The sequence below is a fragment of the Roseivirga pacifica genome (assembly GCF_900111145.1).
Taxonomy (GTDB): Bacteria; Bacteroidota; Bacteroidia; order Cytophagales; family Cyclobacteriaceae; genus Roseivirga; species Roseivirga pacifica.
Genome location: NZ_FOIR01000003.1, coordinates 102,460 through 119,418, shown reverse-complemented (window position 1 = coordinate 119,418; position 16,959 = coordinate 102,460). Strand labels below are relative to the sequence as shown.

The window sequence follows — 16,959 nt, the reverse complement described above, 5'->3', positions numbered from 1 at the left end:
TCAGACTTTCAAATACTGATCCAAGTGTCCTTTGGAACAACTAAGTAGCGGATTGGGCTTAGTACCTGTTAGAGCCAGTTGTCGAGTATTTCTCTCTTTGTTCGTTTGTCAAGTTCGAAATACTCTCCATTTCGTTCTTGGACTATCTGAAACTGCAAAAACCAATATTTAGGGTTCAGAGGACGTTGAATTAACTCGATCGAATAGTCTTTCCTTACCCTTTCAGGTATCTTGTGAAATTTTCCCAGAACAACTTTTGCCTTTGTAAATCCTTCGATGATAGCAATGACGAAAATGAATGTTGCGAATCCATATCCAAAGAGTTCACATACGATAAAAACAATAAGAGGGTCTTCTTCAGCACTCTTTGAGTATTTAACGGCAATTGAGATCCCTGTTGCTATTCCAGCAAATAATAATGAACTGATTTTCAAACATGAGAGCGTTGTTCGCTTATTTAGTTTGAAATACTGCCAGAAAGTTAGTGTGTTCATAAAGAGGTCTGCTTTACAGTTTATCCTATATGTTTTTCGAGATAATCCAAGTCGTTATTAATTAGAGCGTTTAGGCAGTTTCTTACATCATCAATTGATTGTCCGGTCACGTCTGTTAGGTAGTTGTCGTCCATCTTTTCGACCAACCCGAACCATTTTTTCACCATTTTAGGTCTTTTGAAGAAAATGTACCATTCAGTTCCATCTATCGCAGAAACAGAGAGTCCGGTCTTGTTCTCTTTGTTCTCGACTTCAAGAGATGGTGAGTAGTGAATCTCGTTATTGTTGACCGTTTTCATCTTGTCTAGAAAATCGTTCCACGGAATTTTCTCAAAGCTCTCCATAATCTTGTTTTGTTCGATCTCACCAAGTTCAATGATTTCTGGGTTGAATGGATCGCAAAATGATGCCCTAAAGTTCATGTTATCCAGTTTGCAGTTATTGGCTCTAACGTTAGCTATACGCCAATGTGGTGGCGGTTATATTTAATATAGTCTGTGAAAGGTTCCTTATAGACAACCAATTGGGTATGCTAAAAAGAGTTTTTCGTTCTTAAGAAAAGCACAGGAGCATTATTAGAGCGTGTGTGTTTTTCTAGCATCAAGAAAGAGATTTGTGGGCTTATTTGCAAGGGGAGAGTGTTGGGAGGTGTTGAGGTGTTTAAGTTATGAGTTGCTGGGTTTTTACAATAGCCCAACCTTGAAAGAACCAACGTACTTGGTCGACCTTTCGGCTACGCTCAGGGTGAAAAGGAGAGAGGACAAGCCTAGTACCCTATTTTACTAATTCCCCAGTTTCCCAATTACCTAATTAGGTGCAAGGCCGTAGGGGATACTTCGCTGCGCTCTGAATGACGTGCTATGGTTAGGGTTTGCGGCAGCTGTTGCTTGGACTTGTTTGACGATTAACAGATAACTAATCCACTAATGACAAGTGACTAATCAGCTAATTCATTTGGTCGGCCTCTCCGCTACGGTCGAGGAGAAAAGGAGAGTGGCTAGGTTTAGCACACTGTTTTCCGTTTAACCAATTCACCAATCAACCAATTACCTAATCAGGTGCAAGGCTGTTGGGGATTCATCGCTACGCTCTGAATGAAGTGCTATGGTTAGGGGTTACGGTAGCTGTGCCTTTGAATATTGAACTTGGAACTCGTTTTACGATTAACAGATAACTAAAGCATTAATGACAAGTGACTAATCAACTAATCCATTTGCTCGGCCTCTCCGCTACGGTCGAGGAGAAAAGGAGAGTGGCTAGGTCTAGCACAGGCCAGAAGCCTTCCCACTTGGGGGAAGGTTTGGATGGGGGCTTTTATAAAACATGAACTTCGAACTGATTGCTATTCCCCGATGAACCGATATACTGATAACCAATTCACTAATCAACCAATTACCTAATTAGGTGCAAGGCCGCAGGAGATACTTCGCTGCGCTCTGTATGACGTGGTTTAATTGGTTTTTGCGGTGGCCTAGTGATGAACTTTGAACCATGAACCTAAGGACTGCTTTCCGATAAACTGATAACGAATTAGCGATAACCAATTTACTGATTACCTAATGCACCAATCACCCAACAAAGTGTCGGTTTACGGAGTGCACACGGATTTTCTCGCGTTTGCCTTTGGCTTCAATTTCAAAGCTTTCTTGGCAACGGCATTGACCTTCTAGTTTTTCAAACAAGTCGGATGAGATAAGGAAGCGGGTATTGAGTGTTTTGTTGGCTTGCTCTATTCTGCTGGCAAGGTTTACGGTGTCGCCAATGGCCGCTTCTTTTTGCATGCCCTCAATGCCTATGGTACCCCAAATTACTTTGCCAGTATGGGCACCTAGCCTGATTTTGAAGTCGTTGTTAATGATGTCGTGAACGGCAATGTCAAATTTGTCGATGGCCTCGCAAAGCTCAAAGCCAGCGTTCATCAAGTTTTGGGCATGGTTCGGATCGTCATCAATGCCAAATATGGCCAAGAAGCCATCGCCATAATAGTCGATAATTTTGCCCTTGTGCTGTTTTATAATGTTGCCTGCAATGTGGAAGTACCTGTTGAGTATGTGCACGATGTCGTATGCGGGTGTTTTCTCAGAGAAAGCCGTGTAATCGGCTATGTCAACAAATAGCACGGAAGCATCTTTTTCCACGCCTAAACTTCTTGGGGCACTGGCCTTACCATGCTGTAAAATAATGGCCTCATCAATTTCATCGAGTACCAGCCTGCGAATTTTTACATCGCCAGAAACGGTTGTTTGGCAGGCCAGCCTTACCTCATTTAGCAAACCTAATTGGTCGGCCAATGCAGTTTCTTTTTCGTTGCGAGGGCAGAGGTTTTCGCTGCCTTCTTCTACATAAATACGGCAAGTAGAGCATAGTGCCTGCCCGCCACAGGCATGGGCATGGGGTATGCCAGCATCTAGTGTGGAGGCTAATATTGTTTTTCCAGGCTCAGCTTTTAGGCTTACGCAATCATTAACAACTTCTATTGTTGGCATGCTTATGCAAATTCAGAAAGCTCGAGCCAGCGCATTTCTTTTTCATCCAAAAGGTCGGTGATTTCACCAATTTCTTGCGACAAAGCCGCAAGCTTTTCATGATCACTATCGGCAGTGTTCAAGGCTTCAATTAATGCCGCCTTTTTCTCTTCCAATTTCGGAATCTCCTTTTCCAGCAGGTCAAACTCTCTCTGTTCCTTGTAAGAAAGTTTTTTCTTCTCTTTTTGTTCCTTTGGGGTAGATTTTTTTGCGGTTTCTTTAACCTGAGTTGTCGGCTTGCTTTCTTCTTGCTGTTGTTGCCTAAAGTCGGTGTAGTTGCCAGGGAAGTCTTTTACACTAGTGCCGCTATCGAAAATAAACATGTGCTCAACCAGACGGTCCATGAAATATCGATCGTGCGAAACAATCATTAGGCAGCCTTCAAATGCTTCAAGGTACTCTTCTAGTGTGTTTAGGGTAATTAGGTCGAGGTCGTTGGTTGGTTCATCGAGCACTAAAAAGTTGGGGCTTTGCAGCAGGATTTGAAGTAACTGAAGCCTTCTTTTTTCACCACCACTTAGTTTGCCAATGGGCTTGTACTGCACATCGGGAGGAAAGAGAAAACGTGTAAGAAACTGACTTACGCCAATGGTTTTGCCTTTGCCAACTTCCACAACTTCGGCTATCGATTTAGCAAACTCTATAATGGTTTGTTCACCGTTAAAGTTCGGTTCAATCTGTCTGTAATAGCCGAATTTGGTTGTTTCTCCCTTAATTATCTCTCCACTGTTGGCTTCTAGTTCGCCTAAAAGCAGCCGTATAAATGTGGTTTTTCCGCTACCATTGGGGCCAACAATTCCAATTTTATCCTGCTTCTGAAAAGTGTAAGAGAAGTTTTGGATCAACTGTTTATCAGCAAATCCATGGCTTAGGGCTTCTACCTCCAAAATCTTTTTGCCTTGGCGCGAAGCTTTGGCATTGAGTTTTAGCTCTTGTGTTTGCGAGCCGCTAAAGGCTTTTGCCTTGGTGTCGTTAAAAGCATCAACACGGTATTTGGCTTTGGTGCCGCGGGCTTTAGGTTGCCTCCTTATCCAGTCTAGCTCCTTCCTATAAAGGTTTTTTGCTTTATCAATGTTAGTGGCTTCGTTGGCTTCTCGCTCGGCTTTCTTTTCCAAAAAGTACTGGTAGTTGCCTTTGTAGGCGTGCAGTTTTCCGCCATCCAACTCAATAATTTCATTAGTTACTTTCTCCAGAAAATAACGGTCGTGCGTTACCAAAATTAGCGCCATATTGGCCTGGCTAAGGTAGTTTTCCAGCCATTCAATGGTCTCAATATCTAGGTGGTTGGTGGGCTCATCCAGAATAAGTAGGTCTGGCTTCTGAATAAGCACCCCAGCCAGGGCGATTCGCTTTTGCTGGCCCCCAGAAAGTTTGGATACATCGGCATCCATTTGATGAATGCCCAGTTTGCCCAAAATCTGTTTGGCTTGGCTTTCAAGGTCCCATGCACCAGCCGCATCTATCTTTTCAATCAGTTGCTGTACCTCCTCATGGTTTTCCTCTCCATTACTCGCTTTTAGCAAAGCACGTTCATATTGCTTCAGTAGTAGGTGGGTTTCATCAGTGTCTAGATAAACCGCATCGAGCACGGTTTGCCCTTCGCTGAATTCTGGGTTTTGTAGCAGGTGACGAACCACCAATTCGTTTCTGAAGATTACCTCGCCAGCATCCGGCTGCTCCATGTCCATCAGAATCTTGAGTAGGGTAGATTTACCAGAACCATTTACACCAACTAAGGCTACTTTTTGGCCCTGAGCCACACCGAATGAGATGTTGTTAAGGATAGCGCGATCACCAAAAGATTTGGTGACATTTTCTACTGAGAGGTAATTCATAAGCCACAAAGCTAGCGCGAAAAAGCAGCTTTCAACCACTGATATCAAACAATTTTTACGTTCAAAACATCTGTGGTGTAACGTTTATAAATGTTGGTAGTCTGATGTAGGGAGGGAGTGAACGTTAATTTTCTGTAAAAAAGGAAATAAAAATTTGAATGATTCCGTTCAATAACTAATTTGATAGTCGGTCACGCTTAACTCAAGATGTCAACCAAAAGAACTTATGAAGAAACGCACGCTTACAATCCTCGCAGGCCTATTTGTGGCCATTATCATTTTTTTTATCACCAAAGTGAACAAGGGCTCTTCGGTAGAGTCGGAAGTTCTTGTTGAAGTTCAGAAGGGAGTTTTTCGATCTGAAGTAACTGCATCGGGAGAGCTTCACGCAAAAAACAGTGTCAATATTTTGGGCCCAGAAGGCATGCGCCAAGCGGGTGTCTGGGAAACCACCATTAGCCATATAATTGATGAAGGAACGGTTGTTTCAAAAGGCGACTACGTGGCACGTTTGGACGAATCGGAACTGGGCCAGCGCATAGAGCAAAGGCAGAGTGACCTCACTATTACAACCGCTAAGTACGAAGAAGCCAAGCTTGACACCGCCATGGAGTTGCGACAGGCTAGGGAAGAGTTGGAAAACCAGCTTTATGAAATGGAAAAGCAAAAACTCGTGCTCGAAAATTCTGAGTATGAGCCCCCAGCCGTAATCAAAGAAAAGCAGATGGAGCTTGACAGAGCCAAAAAACGCTATGAGCAAGCTAAAGAAGGTTATCAGCTACAGTTGCAAAAAGCAGCGGCTAAAATTAAAGCTGCTGAAGCCGAAATGATGGAAGACAAGCGCAGGGTAGAGTTCCTTCGCGAAGTTTCTACCCAGTTTGTAATAACCGCACCAGAAAGTGGTATGCTAATTTACAAGCGTGACTGGCGGGGCAATAAAATTGGCGAGGGCGGACGTGTGGCTGCTTTCGATCCTACGGTGGCCACCTTGCCCGATTTGAGTTTGATGATCTCTAAAACCTATATTAATGAGGTGGATATTAACACGGTTAAGTCTGGGCAGAAAGTAGAAATTGGCTTGGATGCCTTTCCCGACAAACATTTGACAGGCGTTGTGCTAGATGTGGCAAATATGGGGCAGCAGCGACCAAATTCAGACTCTAAGGTATTTGAGGTTACTGTAGCCATTCACGAATCTGATACCACTTTGAGGCCTGGGATGTCAACTAGTAATAAGATTGTCGCTCAGGTAATTGAAGATGCTCTTTTTGTGCCAGTAGAGGCTATACACAGCCAAGGAGATTCGTTAACTTATGTGGTTATGAAGGAAGGGCTGAATTACGTAAAGCAAGAGGTTGATCTTGGCATGTCCAATTCAGATGAGGTAATTATAAGGAACGGTTTGGCTGTGGGCCAGACTATCTACCTTTCCGACCCTTCAGGTTTAGATAGCAAAGAAGTTAAGCGTTTAGGAAACCGCGAGTCGATAGCCAAAAACGATTAACAATGCTTAAGAAGTTACTTTCAAATGGTGCCATAGCTGTTGAGGCTGTGGTTGCCAACCGTGTCAGGTCGCTGCTTACGGCTTTGGGGATTATTTTCGGTGTAGCTGCGGTAATTGCCATGTTGGCCATTGGCGCGGGCGCACAGCAAGAAATCTTGGATCAGATTAAACTCGTAGGGGTTAATAATATCGTGATTACGCCTGTTGTAGAGCAAAGCGAGGGTGAGGTGTCGGATGACGCTGCTGCAGGACAGGCCAGTAAAAAGAAAAACCTTTCTTTGGGGCTGAATTTCCAAGATGTCCGCAGTATTCAGCATGTAATTCCTGGTATTGAAATGGTAAGCCCAGAGGTGATTATCGAAACTTCTGTGGCTCGAAAGGCTTTTCAGCGTACTACTAAACTCGTTGGTGTTCGTAATGAATATTTTGAAATTTCAGGCTTTCAATTGGCTGAAGGTAAATTCTTTAACAGCGAGCATTTAGAGCTTGGCAGTGCTGTCTGTGTTATTGGAAAGTCCATTGCAGCTAGGTTTTTCAATGGAGAAGAACCACTGGATAAATACATTAAAGTAGGCAAGCATTGGTTGCGTGTTATTGGGGTGCTTGAGGAGCGAATGATTTCTGACAAGAGTATTTCCAACTTGGGTATTCGGGATTACAACATGGATGTTTACACTCCACTAGGTACAGCGTTGTTGAGGTATGAGAACCGCTCTTTGGTTTCGAATGCTGCTATTCAGGAGGCCATGAGAAATGGAGATAGCAATGGTTCAACCAATTATCATCAGCTAGATCGTTTGGTGCTGAAGGTTGAAAATTCTGAGCAAATGGGCTCAATAGCACAGGTGCTTTCAAAAATGCTAAAGCGTAAGCATAGCCAAGTGGTTGACTATGAGATTACTATTCCAGAGCTATTGCTAAAGCAACAACAGCGCACAAAAAACATATTCAATTATGTACTGGGAGGTATTGCCGGTATTTCGCTGCTGGTTGGTGGCATAGGGATTATGAATATTATGCTCGCTTCTGTGCTTGAACGCATTAAGGAAATTGGCCTAAGGCTTTCTATTGGTGCCACTAAAACAGACATCATCTTTCAGTTCTTACTTGAATCGGTAATGATCAGTTTTAGTGGAGGAATGATCGGGATCATTCTCGGTTTATCAATTGCCTTTGGTATTAGCGAGCTAGCCAGTATTCCGACTATTGTTAACTATTCCTCTATTGTGCTCTCCTTTGGAGTAGCAGTAGTTGTGGGAATAATTTTTGGTATTGCGCCTGCCAAACGTGCTGCAGATCAGGATCCTATCACTTCTTTAAGGTATGACTAAAGTCATGTTAATGTGACTTACTTTGGTACACAATTTGCAATAACTTGTGTGTATTAAACTAGGAGGTTAAAATGAGAAGAGCGATTGTATTGATGATGTTGGGGGCGTTTACCTTTGTAGGGTTGAATGCTCAGGTACAGACAGAAGAAAAGTCGAAGCGCGAAATAAGAAAGGAAAAGCGTGAGGAGAGAAGAGCAGCGGCCATTGCACATCAAGAGAAAGCCTTTGAGGCAATTAAGGACAAAGACTTTGTTTTGAGAACCGATATGATTACTACCAAATGGGGTAGAACTATTCCCGTTGTAAACTCTGTGAACTTTGTGAGGATTGATGGTGATGATATTGCTGTTCAGTTTGGCGACCCCATCAATATAGGTTTAAATGGAGCAGGCGGTGTTACTTATCAAGGGAAAATTCAGCAATACGAGATTTTTGAAAGAGGTAAGGACAAAGGTGTCGGTGTTAGAATCAACTTCAACAGTCCAGCTTCAATTAACTTGATAACGCTTTACATTGAAATTAGTGGTGAGTATGTAAAGGGACAGTTTAATGACGGTCCAAATAGGTTATCGATGAGAGGTAACTTTGAGCGTGCTTCAGAATCGACTATTATGGTGAATTCTAACAGACGCATAGGATTGGTTAATTAAAGACATCTACCAAAAGAAAAAGCCTGAATCATTACTGATTCAGGCTTTTTTATATCAAGCAATTACAAAACTATTCAGCATCGGTAATCAGTTCTTCAGTAGCTTCAACCTGAATTTCTTTCTTCAATTGATTGTCTACGTGAAGGTCTGCGTCATTTTCCATGTACATCTCACCCAATATTGGTGCAATAACCAAACCTACAAGGCAAGTAAGTTTAATAAGGATGTTCATAGAAGGACCAGAAGTATCTTTGAAAGGATCACCAACAGTATCGCCTGTAACGGCCGCTTTGTGTGCATCAGAACCTTTGTAAGTCATTTCTCCATCAATTTCTACACCTGCTTCAAACGACTTCTTAGCGTTGTCCCAAGCACCACCAGCATTGTTTTGGAAAATAGCCCAAAGTACGCCAGATACTGCCACACCAGCCATGTAAGAGCCTAGTGCTTCAGGTCCCATGATAAAGCCAATCAAAATTGGGAATACAATGGTAATAGCGCCTGGTAGCATCATTTCTCTAATAGATGCTTTGGTAGAAATCTCCACACACTTGTCATATTCTGGCTTACCTGTTCCTTCCATAATACCCGGAATTTCTTTGAACTGGCGTCTTACTTCTTTTACCATTTCCATGGCAGCCTTACCTACCGATTGCATGGCTAAGGCAGAGAAGATAACTGGTACCATACCACCAATAAATAGGGCAGCAAGTACATCGGCCTTAAAGATGTTGATTCCGTCAATGCCGGTGAATGTAACGTAAGCAGCAAATAGTGCAAGGGCAGTTAATGCTGCAGAAGCAATTGCAAAGCCTTTACCTATGGCTGCTGTAGTGTTTCCTACTGAGTCCAAAATATCGGTTCTCGTTCTTACTTCTTCTGGTAGTTCACTCATTTCAGCAATACCACCCGCGTTATCAGCAATAGGGCCGAAGGCATCGATAGCCAGCTGCATGGCAGTAGTTGCCATCATGGCAGAAGCTGCAATACCTACACCGTAAAATCCTGCTAGTTCATAAGCACCCCAAATGGCTCCAGCAAAAAGTATAATTGGGCCGAAGGTCGATTTCATGCCCGTAGCCAAACCAGCAATAATGTTGGTGGCTGCTCCGGTAGATGAATTTTGAATAATAGACATAACCGGTGGTTTGCCTAATCCTGTAAAGTGTTCTGTCATGTAAGAAATGGCGCCACCTACAAAAAGGCCTACCAAAACTGCTCCGAATACTCTTATAGAAGTGATTTCCACAATTCCTTCGCCAAACAGACTCATCTGCATGGTTTTAGGTAAAAGCATATCGATAAGGAAATAACAAGCGATTGCCGTAAGGATGATAGATCCCCAGTTTCCTTTATTAAGTGCTTTCTGCACTTCAGGTTCTTTCGCATTCTCGTCAGAAACTTTAATAACTAAGGTTCCTAGAATAGAGAAAATAATACCTGCACCAGCTATTACAAGAGGAAGTAGGATAGGGCCAATACCTCCGAAATTATCGGTAATTGAACCACCCATATCTCTGATAACATAGTTACCAAGCACCATAGAGGCCAAAACAGTAGCCACATAAGAACCGAAAAGGTCGGCACCCATTCCTGCTACATCGCCTACATTGTCGCCTACGTTATCGGCAATGGTTGCAGGGTTTCTTGGATCATCCTCAGGAATACCAGCTTCTACCTTACCTACAAGATCGGCACCAACATCGGCTGCTTTGGTATAAATACCGCCACCAACACGTGCGAAAAGAGCGATTGATTCGGCACCAAGTGAGAAACCAGCTAGGGCTTCCAGCACCATGGTCATATCGTGAGTGTTGGTCCATTCGCCTCCCATAAACGAGAAGAAAAGGCCAATAAATAGCAAGCTAAGACCAAAAACGGCTAATCCTGCAACACCGAGTCCCATAACGGTTCCACCGGTGAAAGACACTTTAAGTGCCTTAGAAAGGCTGGTTCTGGCCGCTTGTGTAGTGCGAACGTTTGCAGCTGTAGCCACGCGCATACCGATGTTTCCCGCTAAAGCAGAGAATACAGCACCAATTACGAAGGCTGCTACAATGAACCAGTGAGTTGTTTCAACGAGCGTAGAAATGATACCGAGTAAAATGGCTGCTACCACAACGAATATGGCTAGCACTCGATATTCTGCACTTAAAAATGCCAATGCACCCTCGCGAATGTGCTTGGCTAGGCCTTTCATTTTTTCATCTCCGGCATCTTGTGCATTTACCCATCGGAACTTGGTAGCCATCACCAAAAGCCCGATTACGCCAAGAAGCGGAACCACATAAATTAAGTTGGACATGATTGTTAGTCGTTTTTAGATCGTCCAAATATAGGGCTTGCTTTCAGAAAGCAAAGGAAAGAAGTTTAAAATGAATTCGATTTTATGCGAAATAAGCAAGCATGCTATTGGATGGTTGCTTTTAAGATATGGGGTGAAAGGGCCACTAGGCTACCTATTCATTTGGTGGTCATGGTTTCAGGCTGCCCATACCTCCATCCACGCCAATTACTTGTCCGGTGATCCAGCTACTTTCTTTAGAAAGCAAGAACTGAGCAAGGTTTGAAAGGTCCTCTGCTTTGCCGAACCTGCCAATGGGATGCCTTTTGTTCGAAGCCTCCCTTCTGTCTTCATTCGAAAGCAGTTGACTGGCTAGTGGGGTGTCTGTGAGCGAAGGAGCCAGTATGTTGACGCAAATATTGTGTGCACTCCATTCTGCCGCTAGCGATTTGCCCAATCCTTCTAGGGCAGCTTTTGAAGTGGCGATAGAGGCATGGAAATTCATGCCGAGCTTGGCGGCTACGGTACTAAACAGCACTACAGACGCGCCATCGGATTTTTTTAAGGCTTTAAAAGCCGCTTGAAGCACTCTTATTGCTCCAAGCACATTGATATCGAGGTCTTTTTGAAAGTCCTCCTCCTTGAGTCTATGAAAAGGTTTGAGGTTAATACTACCTGGGCAATACACCAAACCCTCTAGTACATCGGGAATAAATGAGAGATCTGCCGATGGGTCTGTTACGTCTAAGTTATGATGGACTATTCCGTTTATGCTTGGTCGGTTGCGCGATGCGGAAATAACATCCACACCGCTTTCGATCAAGCCTGTGGCAATGGCTTTGCCAATACCAGAACTAGCGCCAACTACCAGAACAGCCATACTATTTTTCTGTTTGAATGTAACTCAGAAATTCTTTGCGGGTAGCGTCTTCTTTAAATTTACCATGGAATTGAGCCGTAACGGTACTACTATTCACATCTTTAATACCACGTGAAGAAACACAAAGGTGATCGGCATCAATGACCACCGCCACATCTTCCGTACCCATTACCTCCATTAGTTCATTGGCTATTTGTACAGTTAAGCGCTCCTGAACTTGTGGTCTTTTGGCGTAATATTCTACAATGCGATTGATTTTAGAGAGCCCAATAACCGGTCCGTTGGCTATGTAGGCCACGTGTGCCTTGCCTATAATCGGCACAAAATGATGCTCGCAATTAGAATAGAATGTGATGTTCTTTTCTACCAGCATTTGATTGTACTGGTACTTGTTTTCGAACAGCGCAATTTTTGGTTTGTTGGCCGGATTAAGACCGCTGAAAATCTCTTTGATGTACATTTTGGCCACACGCTTAGGCGTTCCGCTCAAACTGTCATCGGTCAAGTCCAAACCCATTATCTCCATAATTTCACGGAACTTGTCTTCAATAAGCTCCATTTTCAGATCATCATCCATTTCAAAGGCGTTTTCCTTCATTGGAGTGTCATAAGAGGTGCCAACGTGTTCGTTGCCAATTTCTTCTATCATCAAATCGTTAGGCGGGGTATTCAACATAATTTCTTTCTGTCTCGTAAAGTGTAACTTTCAGATCGTAGTCTGCTTCAATTTGCTCTCTGAGTATATTGTAGATGACTACCGCAATGTTTTCCGCTGTAGGGTTCAGCGTTTTGAATTCTTCCACATCGAGGTTTAGGTTTTTATGGTCGAAGCGCTTGGTGACATGCTCTTTAATTATGTCACTCAACACCTTCATGTCGTACACATAACCCGTTTCTGGGTTTGTTTCGCCCGTAAGTTTTACCACCAATTCATAGTTATGTCCATGGTAATTGGGGTTGTTGCACTTACCAAACACCTTCTGGTTCATTTCGTCTGACCAATCGGCATTATGCAATCTGTGCGCAGCATTGAAGTGCTCCTTTCTAAAAACCGCTACTTTCATTAATGTGATTCAAATTCTGAGTAAGAAGTCTGCTTACTACTCTTTTTTTGTTCGACTACCCAACATTAGGTTATTCTCTTTTGTTCAGGAATTTGTAAAAATTCTTTAACAAGAAAGAAATAGCCTTGAAGAACACCCAAGTTTTAATCATCGGATCTGGAATGGGCGCCTTGGTAGCGGGGGCAATGTTAACCAAAAAAGGGTTGAAAACCACAGTTTTAGAGCAGAATTACCTACCGGGAGGCTGTACCAGTGCTTATTGGCGCAAAGGTTTTGTTTTTGAAACTGGGGCAACTACCCTTGTAGGGTTGGGCAATGGCATGCCTTTGCAATATGTATTAGACGAAACGGGCATTGAATTAAATGCTCGCAGGCTTGACTTACCAATGCGGGTGCACCTGAGTAATGGCCTGGTTTGCGCTAGGTTCGAAGGTAGAGAGCAATGGATAAAAGAAGCGGAGAGGGTGTTTGGTGCCAAAGGGCAGCGCCAGTTTTGGGAAGAGTGCTATCGGGTGAGTGATTTTGTGTGGGAAACCTCACTAAAGCAACTTAGCTTTCCACTTAACAATTTGAGCGACCTTATTGAGGCGGTGAAAAATGCATCGTTAAAGCAGGTTAAGTATTTGCCGTATGTTTTTAAAACTGTTGAAAGTGTAGTTAACCGATACGGCTTGCACACCAACAAAGCATTTGTTGATTTTGTAAACGAGCAATTGCTTATTTCTGCTCAAAACCACATGGGTGAAGTAAACTTTATGTTTGGCGCAGCCGCATTGTGCTATACAAATTTGCCCAATTACTATATAGATGGTGGTTTGATTAATCTGGTGCAGCCCTTTGTAGACTATATAGAGTCGAATGGAGGAGAGGTGAACTTAAGGGAAGGAGTGAGGTCTGTTGTGAAAAATGATAGAGGTTATGAAGTTGAATCGAGCACAGCGGTTTATCAAACTGAGTTTCTCATTTCAGGCATCCCCATCAATAACACGCTCGAATATTTCCCAGAAATAAAGCCGAAATTTGAGCAACAGCTGATGAGTTCTGACCAATTAAACAGCGCATTTCAGCTCGGTATAGGCTTTAAACCTCACCGCTCTTTTGATACCATTCACCATCAAATTCATTTAAGTAGTCCGTTGGAAGGCATTGGGTCTAAATCAATATTCATTAGCCTGAACCATCCAGCTGATTTATCTAGAACAGATGATGAAGGTTTGGCCGTAATGTCGGTAAGTACGCACTGGCAAAATCCAGCGTATTTGACTTATGAGACTGATAAGCTAACTGATGCAGTAATAGATGTATTAGTGGAAAAGGACTTTCTGAAAAGGGAGAACATTGTTTATCAGCATAGTTCTGGTCCTAAGTCGTGGCAAAAGTGGACGGGTAGAAAGTGGGGATTCGTTGGTGGATATCCGCAGTTCAATCACATTAAACCTTGGCAGATGCTAGGTGCCCGTTTAGATGGTCATAAGGCCTATCAGGTAGGCGATACGGTTTATCCCGGCCAAGGCATACCTGGCGTAACCCTTTCTGGTATTATTGCGGCTAAAAAGCTGTTGCGCGACTGGAGTCTATAGCCGGAAGCAGCCGTTTTTACAATATTTCTCTCTTTTGTGACATCTTATGACATCCATTTACCGGACTATGACAAACGCCGGTGGTTTTGCGCGTTCATTTGAACAAGAATTCGCCACAAGGTCAAAAATATGTGGCGATGACTTATGAAGAAAGCGCCAGAAATGCTGTCGCAAAACAACTCAAAATCAACAACAATGAAACAAAGAATCACCCAAGCCTTTATGGTCATCATGTTTATGACAATTGGCTTAACGGCTCAGGCCAGAGAGAATGAAAGAGAAATCAGTTTGACTACAGTAAAGCAAAAGGCCGTGGTATTGAAACTTGACAATGTAAATGAAGGTACAAGCATCAGGCTTTTGAATGAGAAAGGACAGGTACTGTTTTCAGATGAAACCAAGTTTGGAAAATACGGGAAGGTTTTCAACCTAGAAAAACTGGAAAGAGGGAAGTTGGTGTTGGAGGTAGAAGACCAAGAGACTGTTCAGCTATTGCCGATAACTGTGACCGAGCAGTCGGCTAGCATGGAGCTGGAAAACCAAACAACCTACATAAAACCAATTGTAAGGGTTCAGAATGGAGAAATGAAGGTGTTTCTAAGAGCTGGTCATCAGCCATTTGTAATGCGCATGCTAGACAATTTTAACGATATGGTTTACCGACAAACGGTGAAGGATACTTTAGGAGGAATGAAGCGCTATGATGTTAGCAAGCTTCCTTCAGGAAAATATAATATCCAGTTTACTGCAGACGGCAGAAGCTTTTATCATACAATCACTCTTAATTAAAAGTGCAATCTTAATTGGAGGAGAGCCTCGGTGGAAACATCGAGGTTTTTTTTGTGACGTATTGAAAACCAAAAGGTTACATTGTTTCAAAAACGGATTATTGTTGTACGCTAGTGTACAGTCAATCGTTTGAAATCGTAATTGAATTAATGTAAGTGCTTGATAATCAATGTTTAATTGTTTTTGGCATGCTGGTTGGAAAGTAAATGACAACCGAGCGGTTTTGGTCGACTGCTCAAATAGTAAAACTCAAAATAAAACAACAATTGGTCATGAACTCATTAGTTTTCAACAACAACTACACTTTGAAAAGACGCTTGGTAATGGTAGTTCTTTTCTTGGTCGGAATTAGCGCAACGGTACTTGCAACTCCATTAGGAGATGAAGACAAGTTAACAAAAGAGGAAGCTGAAAAGCTGATAGAATTGGTAAAGGAAGATTTAGAGATTGAAGCTGAAACGCCAAACTTCGTTTTTGACGAGGAAGGAATCATGGAAGAATCGTCTCCTTTGCAAATCATCAAAATTTACGATAAGAATGATGTGTTGTTATTAGAAGCTCCTGTTAGTTCACTGAAGCAGACAAAGAACAAGCATTTAAGAAGGCTGTTAAACGCCAGTGATTTCCTTATCAAATACAACGATTCCTCGTACTATCGATTGGATATTTAAACCATACTTCCAGTTGATGTTGACACAAATAATACTAACCAACTATACTTAACTATGAAAAAAGCTCCCTAGGGAGCTTTTTTTAGTTCTTTAATATTGTACTAAAGTCTAGCAGTACTCTTCAAAAACATCGGCAAGGTGATTACCAATAACTTCGGCCGATCTGCCTTCAATGTGATGTCTCTCAACCATATGAACCAACTCGCCATCTTTGAACAATACAATAGATGGAGAAGAAGGAGGGTAAGGCAAGTGGTACTCTCTAACTTTTGCAGTAGCATCGATATCGCCACCGGCAAAAACGGTCATCAAGTTATCAGGGGCTTTGTCTGTAAGCTTTAAGCCCATTTTAACACCAGGACGTGCCGTGCCAGCTGCGCAACCACATACAGAGTTGATTACGATTAATGAGGTGCCTTTGTGATCTTTAAAGTGCTCATCTACAGCATCTGCTGTTTTTAGCTCAGTAAAACCAGCTTCAGTTAGCTCTTGTCTAAATGGAACAAGTAAATGTTCTGGGTACATATTTGTAAAGTTTATGTTTTAAATTCTAAGTTTTTCAAGTTTAGGTAATGGCTCAAGTTCACAATTAATATCATTCTGAACTAAAGGCTGTACCTCAAACCAATTTACATAAAGCCGAGTTCAAGTTTTGCTTCTTCCGACATCATTTCCATAGTAAATGGTGGGTCGAAAGTTAACTCAAGCTCTACCTCGTTCACTCCTTCAATTTCCTTTACTTTTTGTTTTACCTCATCTGGCAAAACTTCTGCCGCAGGGCATGAAGGCGATGTTAATGTCATCAAAATATAAACGTTGTTTACCGGAAAAACATTGATCTCGTAGATCAAGCCCAGCTCATAAACGTCCACAGGGATTTCGGGATCGTAAACGGTCTTTATAGCCGCCACCACCTCGTCTCTTAATCCTTCTTTTACTCCACTCATCGTTCGTAATATTCAATTTACAAATCTCAAATTTCAATTTAGGATTTGTTAATAATTGCAGATAGTATTTTCAATAATTCTTCAGCCTCTTGAATCAAACTCAATCTAGTTTTTTCTAGTTCATTATCATTGAGTGTGTTAATGATTCTTAACCAGTACCTTGTCTCTTTGGCCTCCTTGCGAGCAATTTTTGCCCTAAATTTGAAGTCTTTTTCGCCTAAAGATTCATTGGCTTCGATATAATTTGCCCCAATGGATCCAGAAGACCTAACTACTTGCTTTGCATCTTCTTTATTGGCAATATCAAGCCTTAAACCTCGAATAAATAATCTGACGTCAATGGCAAACCTTTCGGTTCTTTCCTCTAAGTTGTAAGGTTTTTCGCTCATTGAAATGTTCGAGGTT

17 protein-coding genes are annotated in these 16,959 nt (G+C 42.4%); 6 read left to right on the top strand and 11 right to left on the bottom strand.

From position 1 onward, the window contains the following. Positions 1 to 68: 68 nt before the first annotated feature. The 4 genes from BMW98_RS15650 to BMW98_RS15635 form a co-directional block, all read right to left on the bottom strand. Entirely contained in the window at positions 69 to 494 is a 426-nt protein-coding gene (locus BMW98_RS15650) for a hypothetical protein (RefSeq protein WP_139177608.1), read from the bottom strand. 20 nt (positions 495 to 514) lie between these two features. After that, positions 515 to 916 carry a hypothetical protein gene (locus BMW98_RS15645; RefSeq protein ID WP_222843668.1) on the bottom strand — a complete coding sequence of 134 codons (402 nt, stop codon included), beginning with the start codon at positions 914 to 916 and terminating at the stop codon, positions 515 to 517. Between the two features lie 1,146 nt (positions 917 to 2,062). Then, positions 2,063 to 2,980, bottom strand: coding sequence for an adenylate/guanylate cyclase domain-containing protein (locus BMW98_RS15640; protein WP_090259634.1), 918 nt, complete (start codon positions 2,978 to 2,980; stop codon positions 2,063 to 2,065). Positions 2,981 to 2,982: 2 nt separating this feature from the next. Further along, positions 2,983 to 4,854 (bottom strand): ABC-F family ATP-binding cassette domain-containing protein, encoded by a 1,872-nt coding sequence (locus BMW98_RS15635; RefSeq protein WP_090259632.1) that lies wholly within the window; start codon positions 4,852 to 4,854, stop codon positions 2,983 to 2,985. Between the two features lie 226 nt (positions 4,855 to 5,080). On the opposite strand from BMW98_RS15635, the gene BMW98_RS15630 reads away from it, so the two are divergent. The 3 genes from BMW98_RS15630 to BMW98_RS15620 all read left to right on the top strand — a co-directional run bounded on the left by BMW98_RS15630 (position 5,081) and on the right by BMW98_RS15620 (position 8,339). Beyond that, on the top strand, positions 5,081 to 6,358 hold the full coding sequence (locus BMW98_RS15630) for an efflux RND transporter periplasmic adaptor subunit (RefSeq protein ID WP_090259630.1): 1,278 nt from the start codon (positions 5,081 to 5,083) through the stop codon (positions 6,356 to 6,358). 2 nt (positions 6,359 to 6,360) lie between these two features. Next, a complete protein-coding gene (locus tag BMW98_RS15625; RefSeq protein ID WP_090259628.1) occupies positions 6,361 to 7,689 on the top strand; it encodes an ABC transporter permease in 1,329 nt (442 codons plus the stop codon). A gap of 71 nt (positions 7,690 to 7,760) precedes the next feature. Beyond that, the gene (locus BMW98_RS15620; protein WP_090259626.1) at positions 7,761 to 8,339 is read left to right on the top strand and encodes a DUF4251 domain-containing protein; all 579 of its coding nucleotides are present in this window, start codon (positions 7,761 to 7,763) and stop codon (positions 8,337 to 8,339) included. Positions 8,340 to 8,409: 70 nt separating this feature from the next. Here BMW98_RS15620 and BMW98_RS15615 read toward each other — a convergent pair whose 3' ends face one another. The 4 genes from BMW98_RS15615 to BMW98_RS15600 form a co-directional block, all read right to left on the bottom strand. After that, a complete protein-coding gene (locus tag BMW98_RS15615) occupies positions 8,410 to 10,644 on the bottom strand; it encodes a sodium-translocating pyrophosphatase (RefSeq protein WP_090259625.1) in 2,235 nt (744 codons plus the stop codon). 169 nt (positions 10,645 to 10,813) lie between these two features. Beyond that, on the bottom strand, positions 10,814 to 11,503 hold the full coding sequence (locus BMW98_RS15610) for an SDR family NAD(P)-dependent oxidoreductase (protein ID WP_090259623.1): 690 nt from the start codon (positions 11,501 to 11,503) through the stop codon (positions 10,814 to 10,816). Between the two features lies 1 nt (position 11,504). Next, entirely contained in the window at positions 11,505 to 12,179 is a 675-nt protein-coding gene (gene folE, locus BMW98_RS15605) for a GTP cyclohydrolase I FolE (protein ID WP_090259621.1), read from the bottom strand. After that, the gene (locus BMW98_RS15600) at positions 12,160 to 12,567 is read right to left on the bottom strand and encodes a 6-pyruvoyl trahydropterin synthase family protein (protein WP_090259619.1); all 408 of its coding nucleotides are present in this window, start codon (positions 12,565 to 12,567) and stop codon (positions 12,160 to 12,162) included. Before BMW98_RS15600 ends, folE begins: the two co-directional genes overlap by 20 nt. 125 nt (positions 12,568 to 12,692) lie before the next feature. Here BMW98_RS15600 and BMW98_RS15595 point away from each other — a divergent pair, with 125 nt between their 5' ends. The 3 genes from BMW98_RS15595 to BMW98_RS15585 all read left to right on the top strand — a co-directional run bounded on the left by BMW98_RS15595 (position 12,693) and on the right by BMW98_RS15585 (position 15,607). Next, a complete protein-coding gene (locus tag BMW98_RS15595) occupies positions 12,693 to 14,147 on the top strand; it encodes a phytoene desaturase family protein (RefSeq protein ID WP_121505199.1) in 1,455 nt (484 codons plus the stop codon). Between the two features lie 195 nt (positions 14,148 to 14,342). Continuing rightward, entirely contained in the window at positions 14,343 to 14,936 is a 594-nt protein-coding gene (locus BMW98_RS15590) for a hypothetical protein (protein ID WP_139177606.1), read from the top strand. Positions 14,937 to 15,208: 272 nt separating this feature from the next. After that, complete coding sequence (locus BMW98_RS15585) at positions 15,209 to 15,607, top strand: hypothetical protein (RefSeq protein ID WP_139177604.1); 399 nt, start codon at positions 15,209 to 15,211, stop codon at positions 15,605 to 15,607. Positions 15,608 to 15,715: 108 nt separating this feature from the next. On the opposite strand, the gene BMW98_RS15580 is transcribed toward BMW98_RS15585, so the two are convergent. The 3 genes from BMW98_RS15580 to BMW98_RS15570 all read right to left on the bottom strand — a co-directional run bounded on the left by BMW98_RS15580 (position 15,716) and on the right by BMW98_RS15570 (position 16,943). Then, positions 15,716 to 16,132, bottom strand: coding sequence for a BrxA/BrxB family bacilliredoxin (locus BMW98_RS15580; RefSeq protein ID WP_090259612.1), 417 nt, complete (start codon positions 16,130 to 16,132; stop codon positions 15,716 to 15,718). 104 nt (positions 16,133 to 16,236) lie between these two features. Next, the gene (locus BMW98_RS15575) at positions 16,237 to 16,554 is read right to left on the bottom strand and encodes an SUF system Fe-S cluster assembly protein (RefSeq protein ID WP_090259610.1); all 318 of its coding nucleotides are present in this window, start codon (positions 16,552 to 16,554) and stop codon (positions 16,237 to 16,239) included. 38 nt (positions 16,555 to 16,592) lie between these two features. Next, positions 16,593 to 16,943 (bottom strand): four helix bundle protein, encoded by a 351-nt coding sequence (locus BMW98_RS15570; protein WP_090259608.1) that lies wholly within the window; start codon positions 16,941 to 16,943, stop codon positions 16,593 to 16,595. Positions 16,944 to 16,959 lie beyond the last annotated feature (16 nt).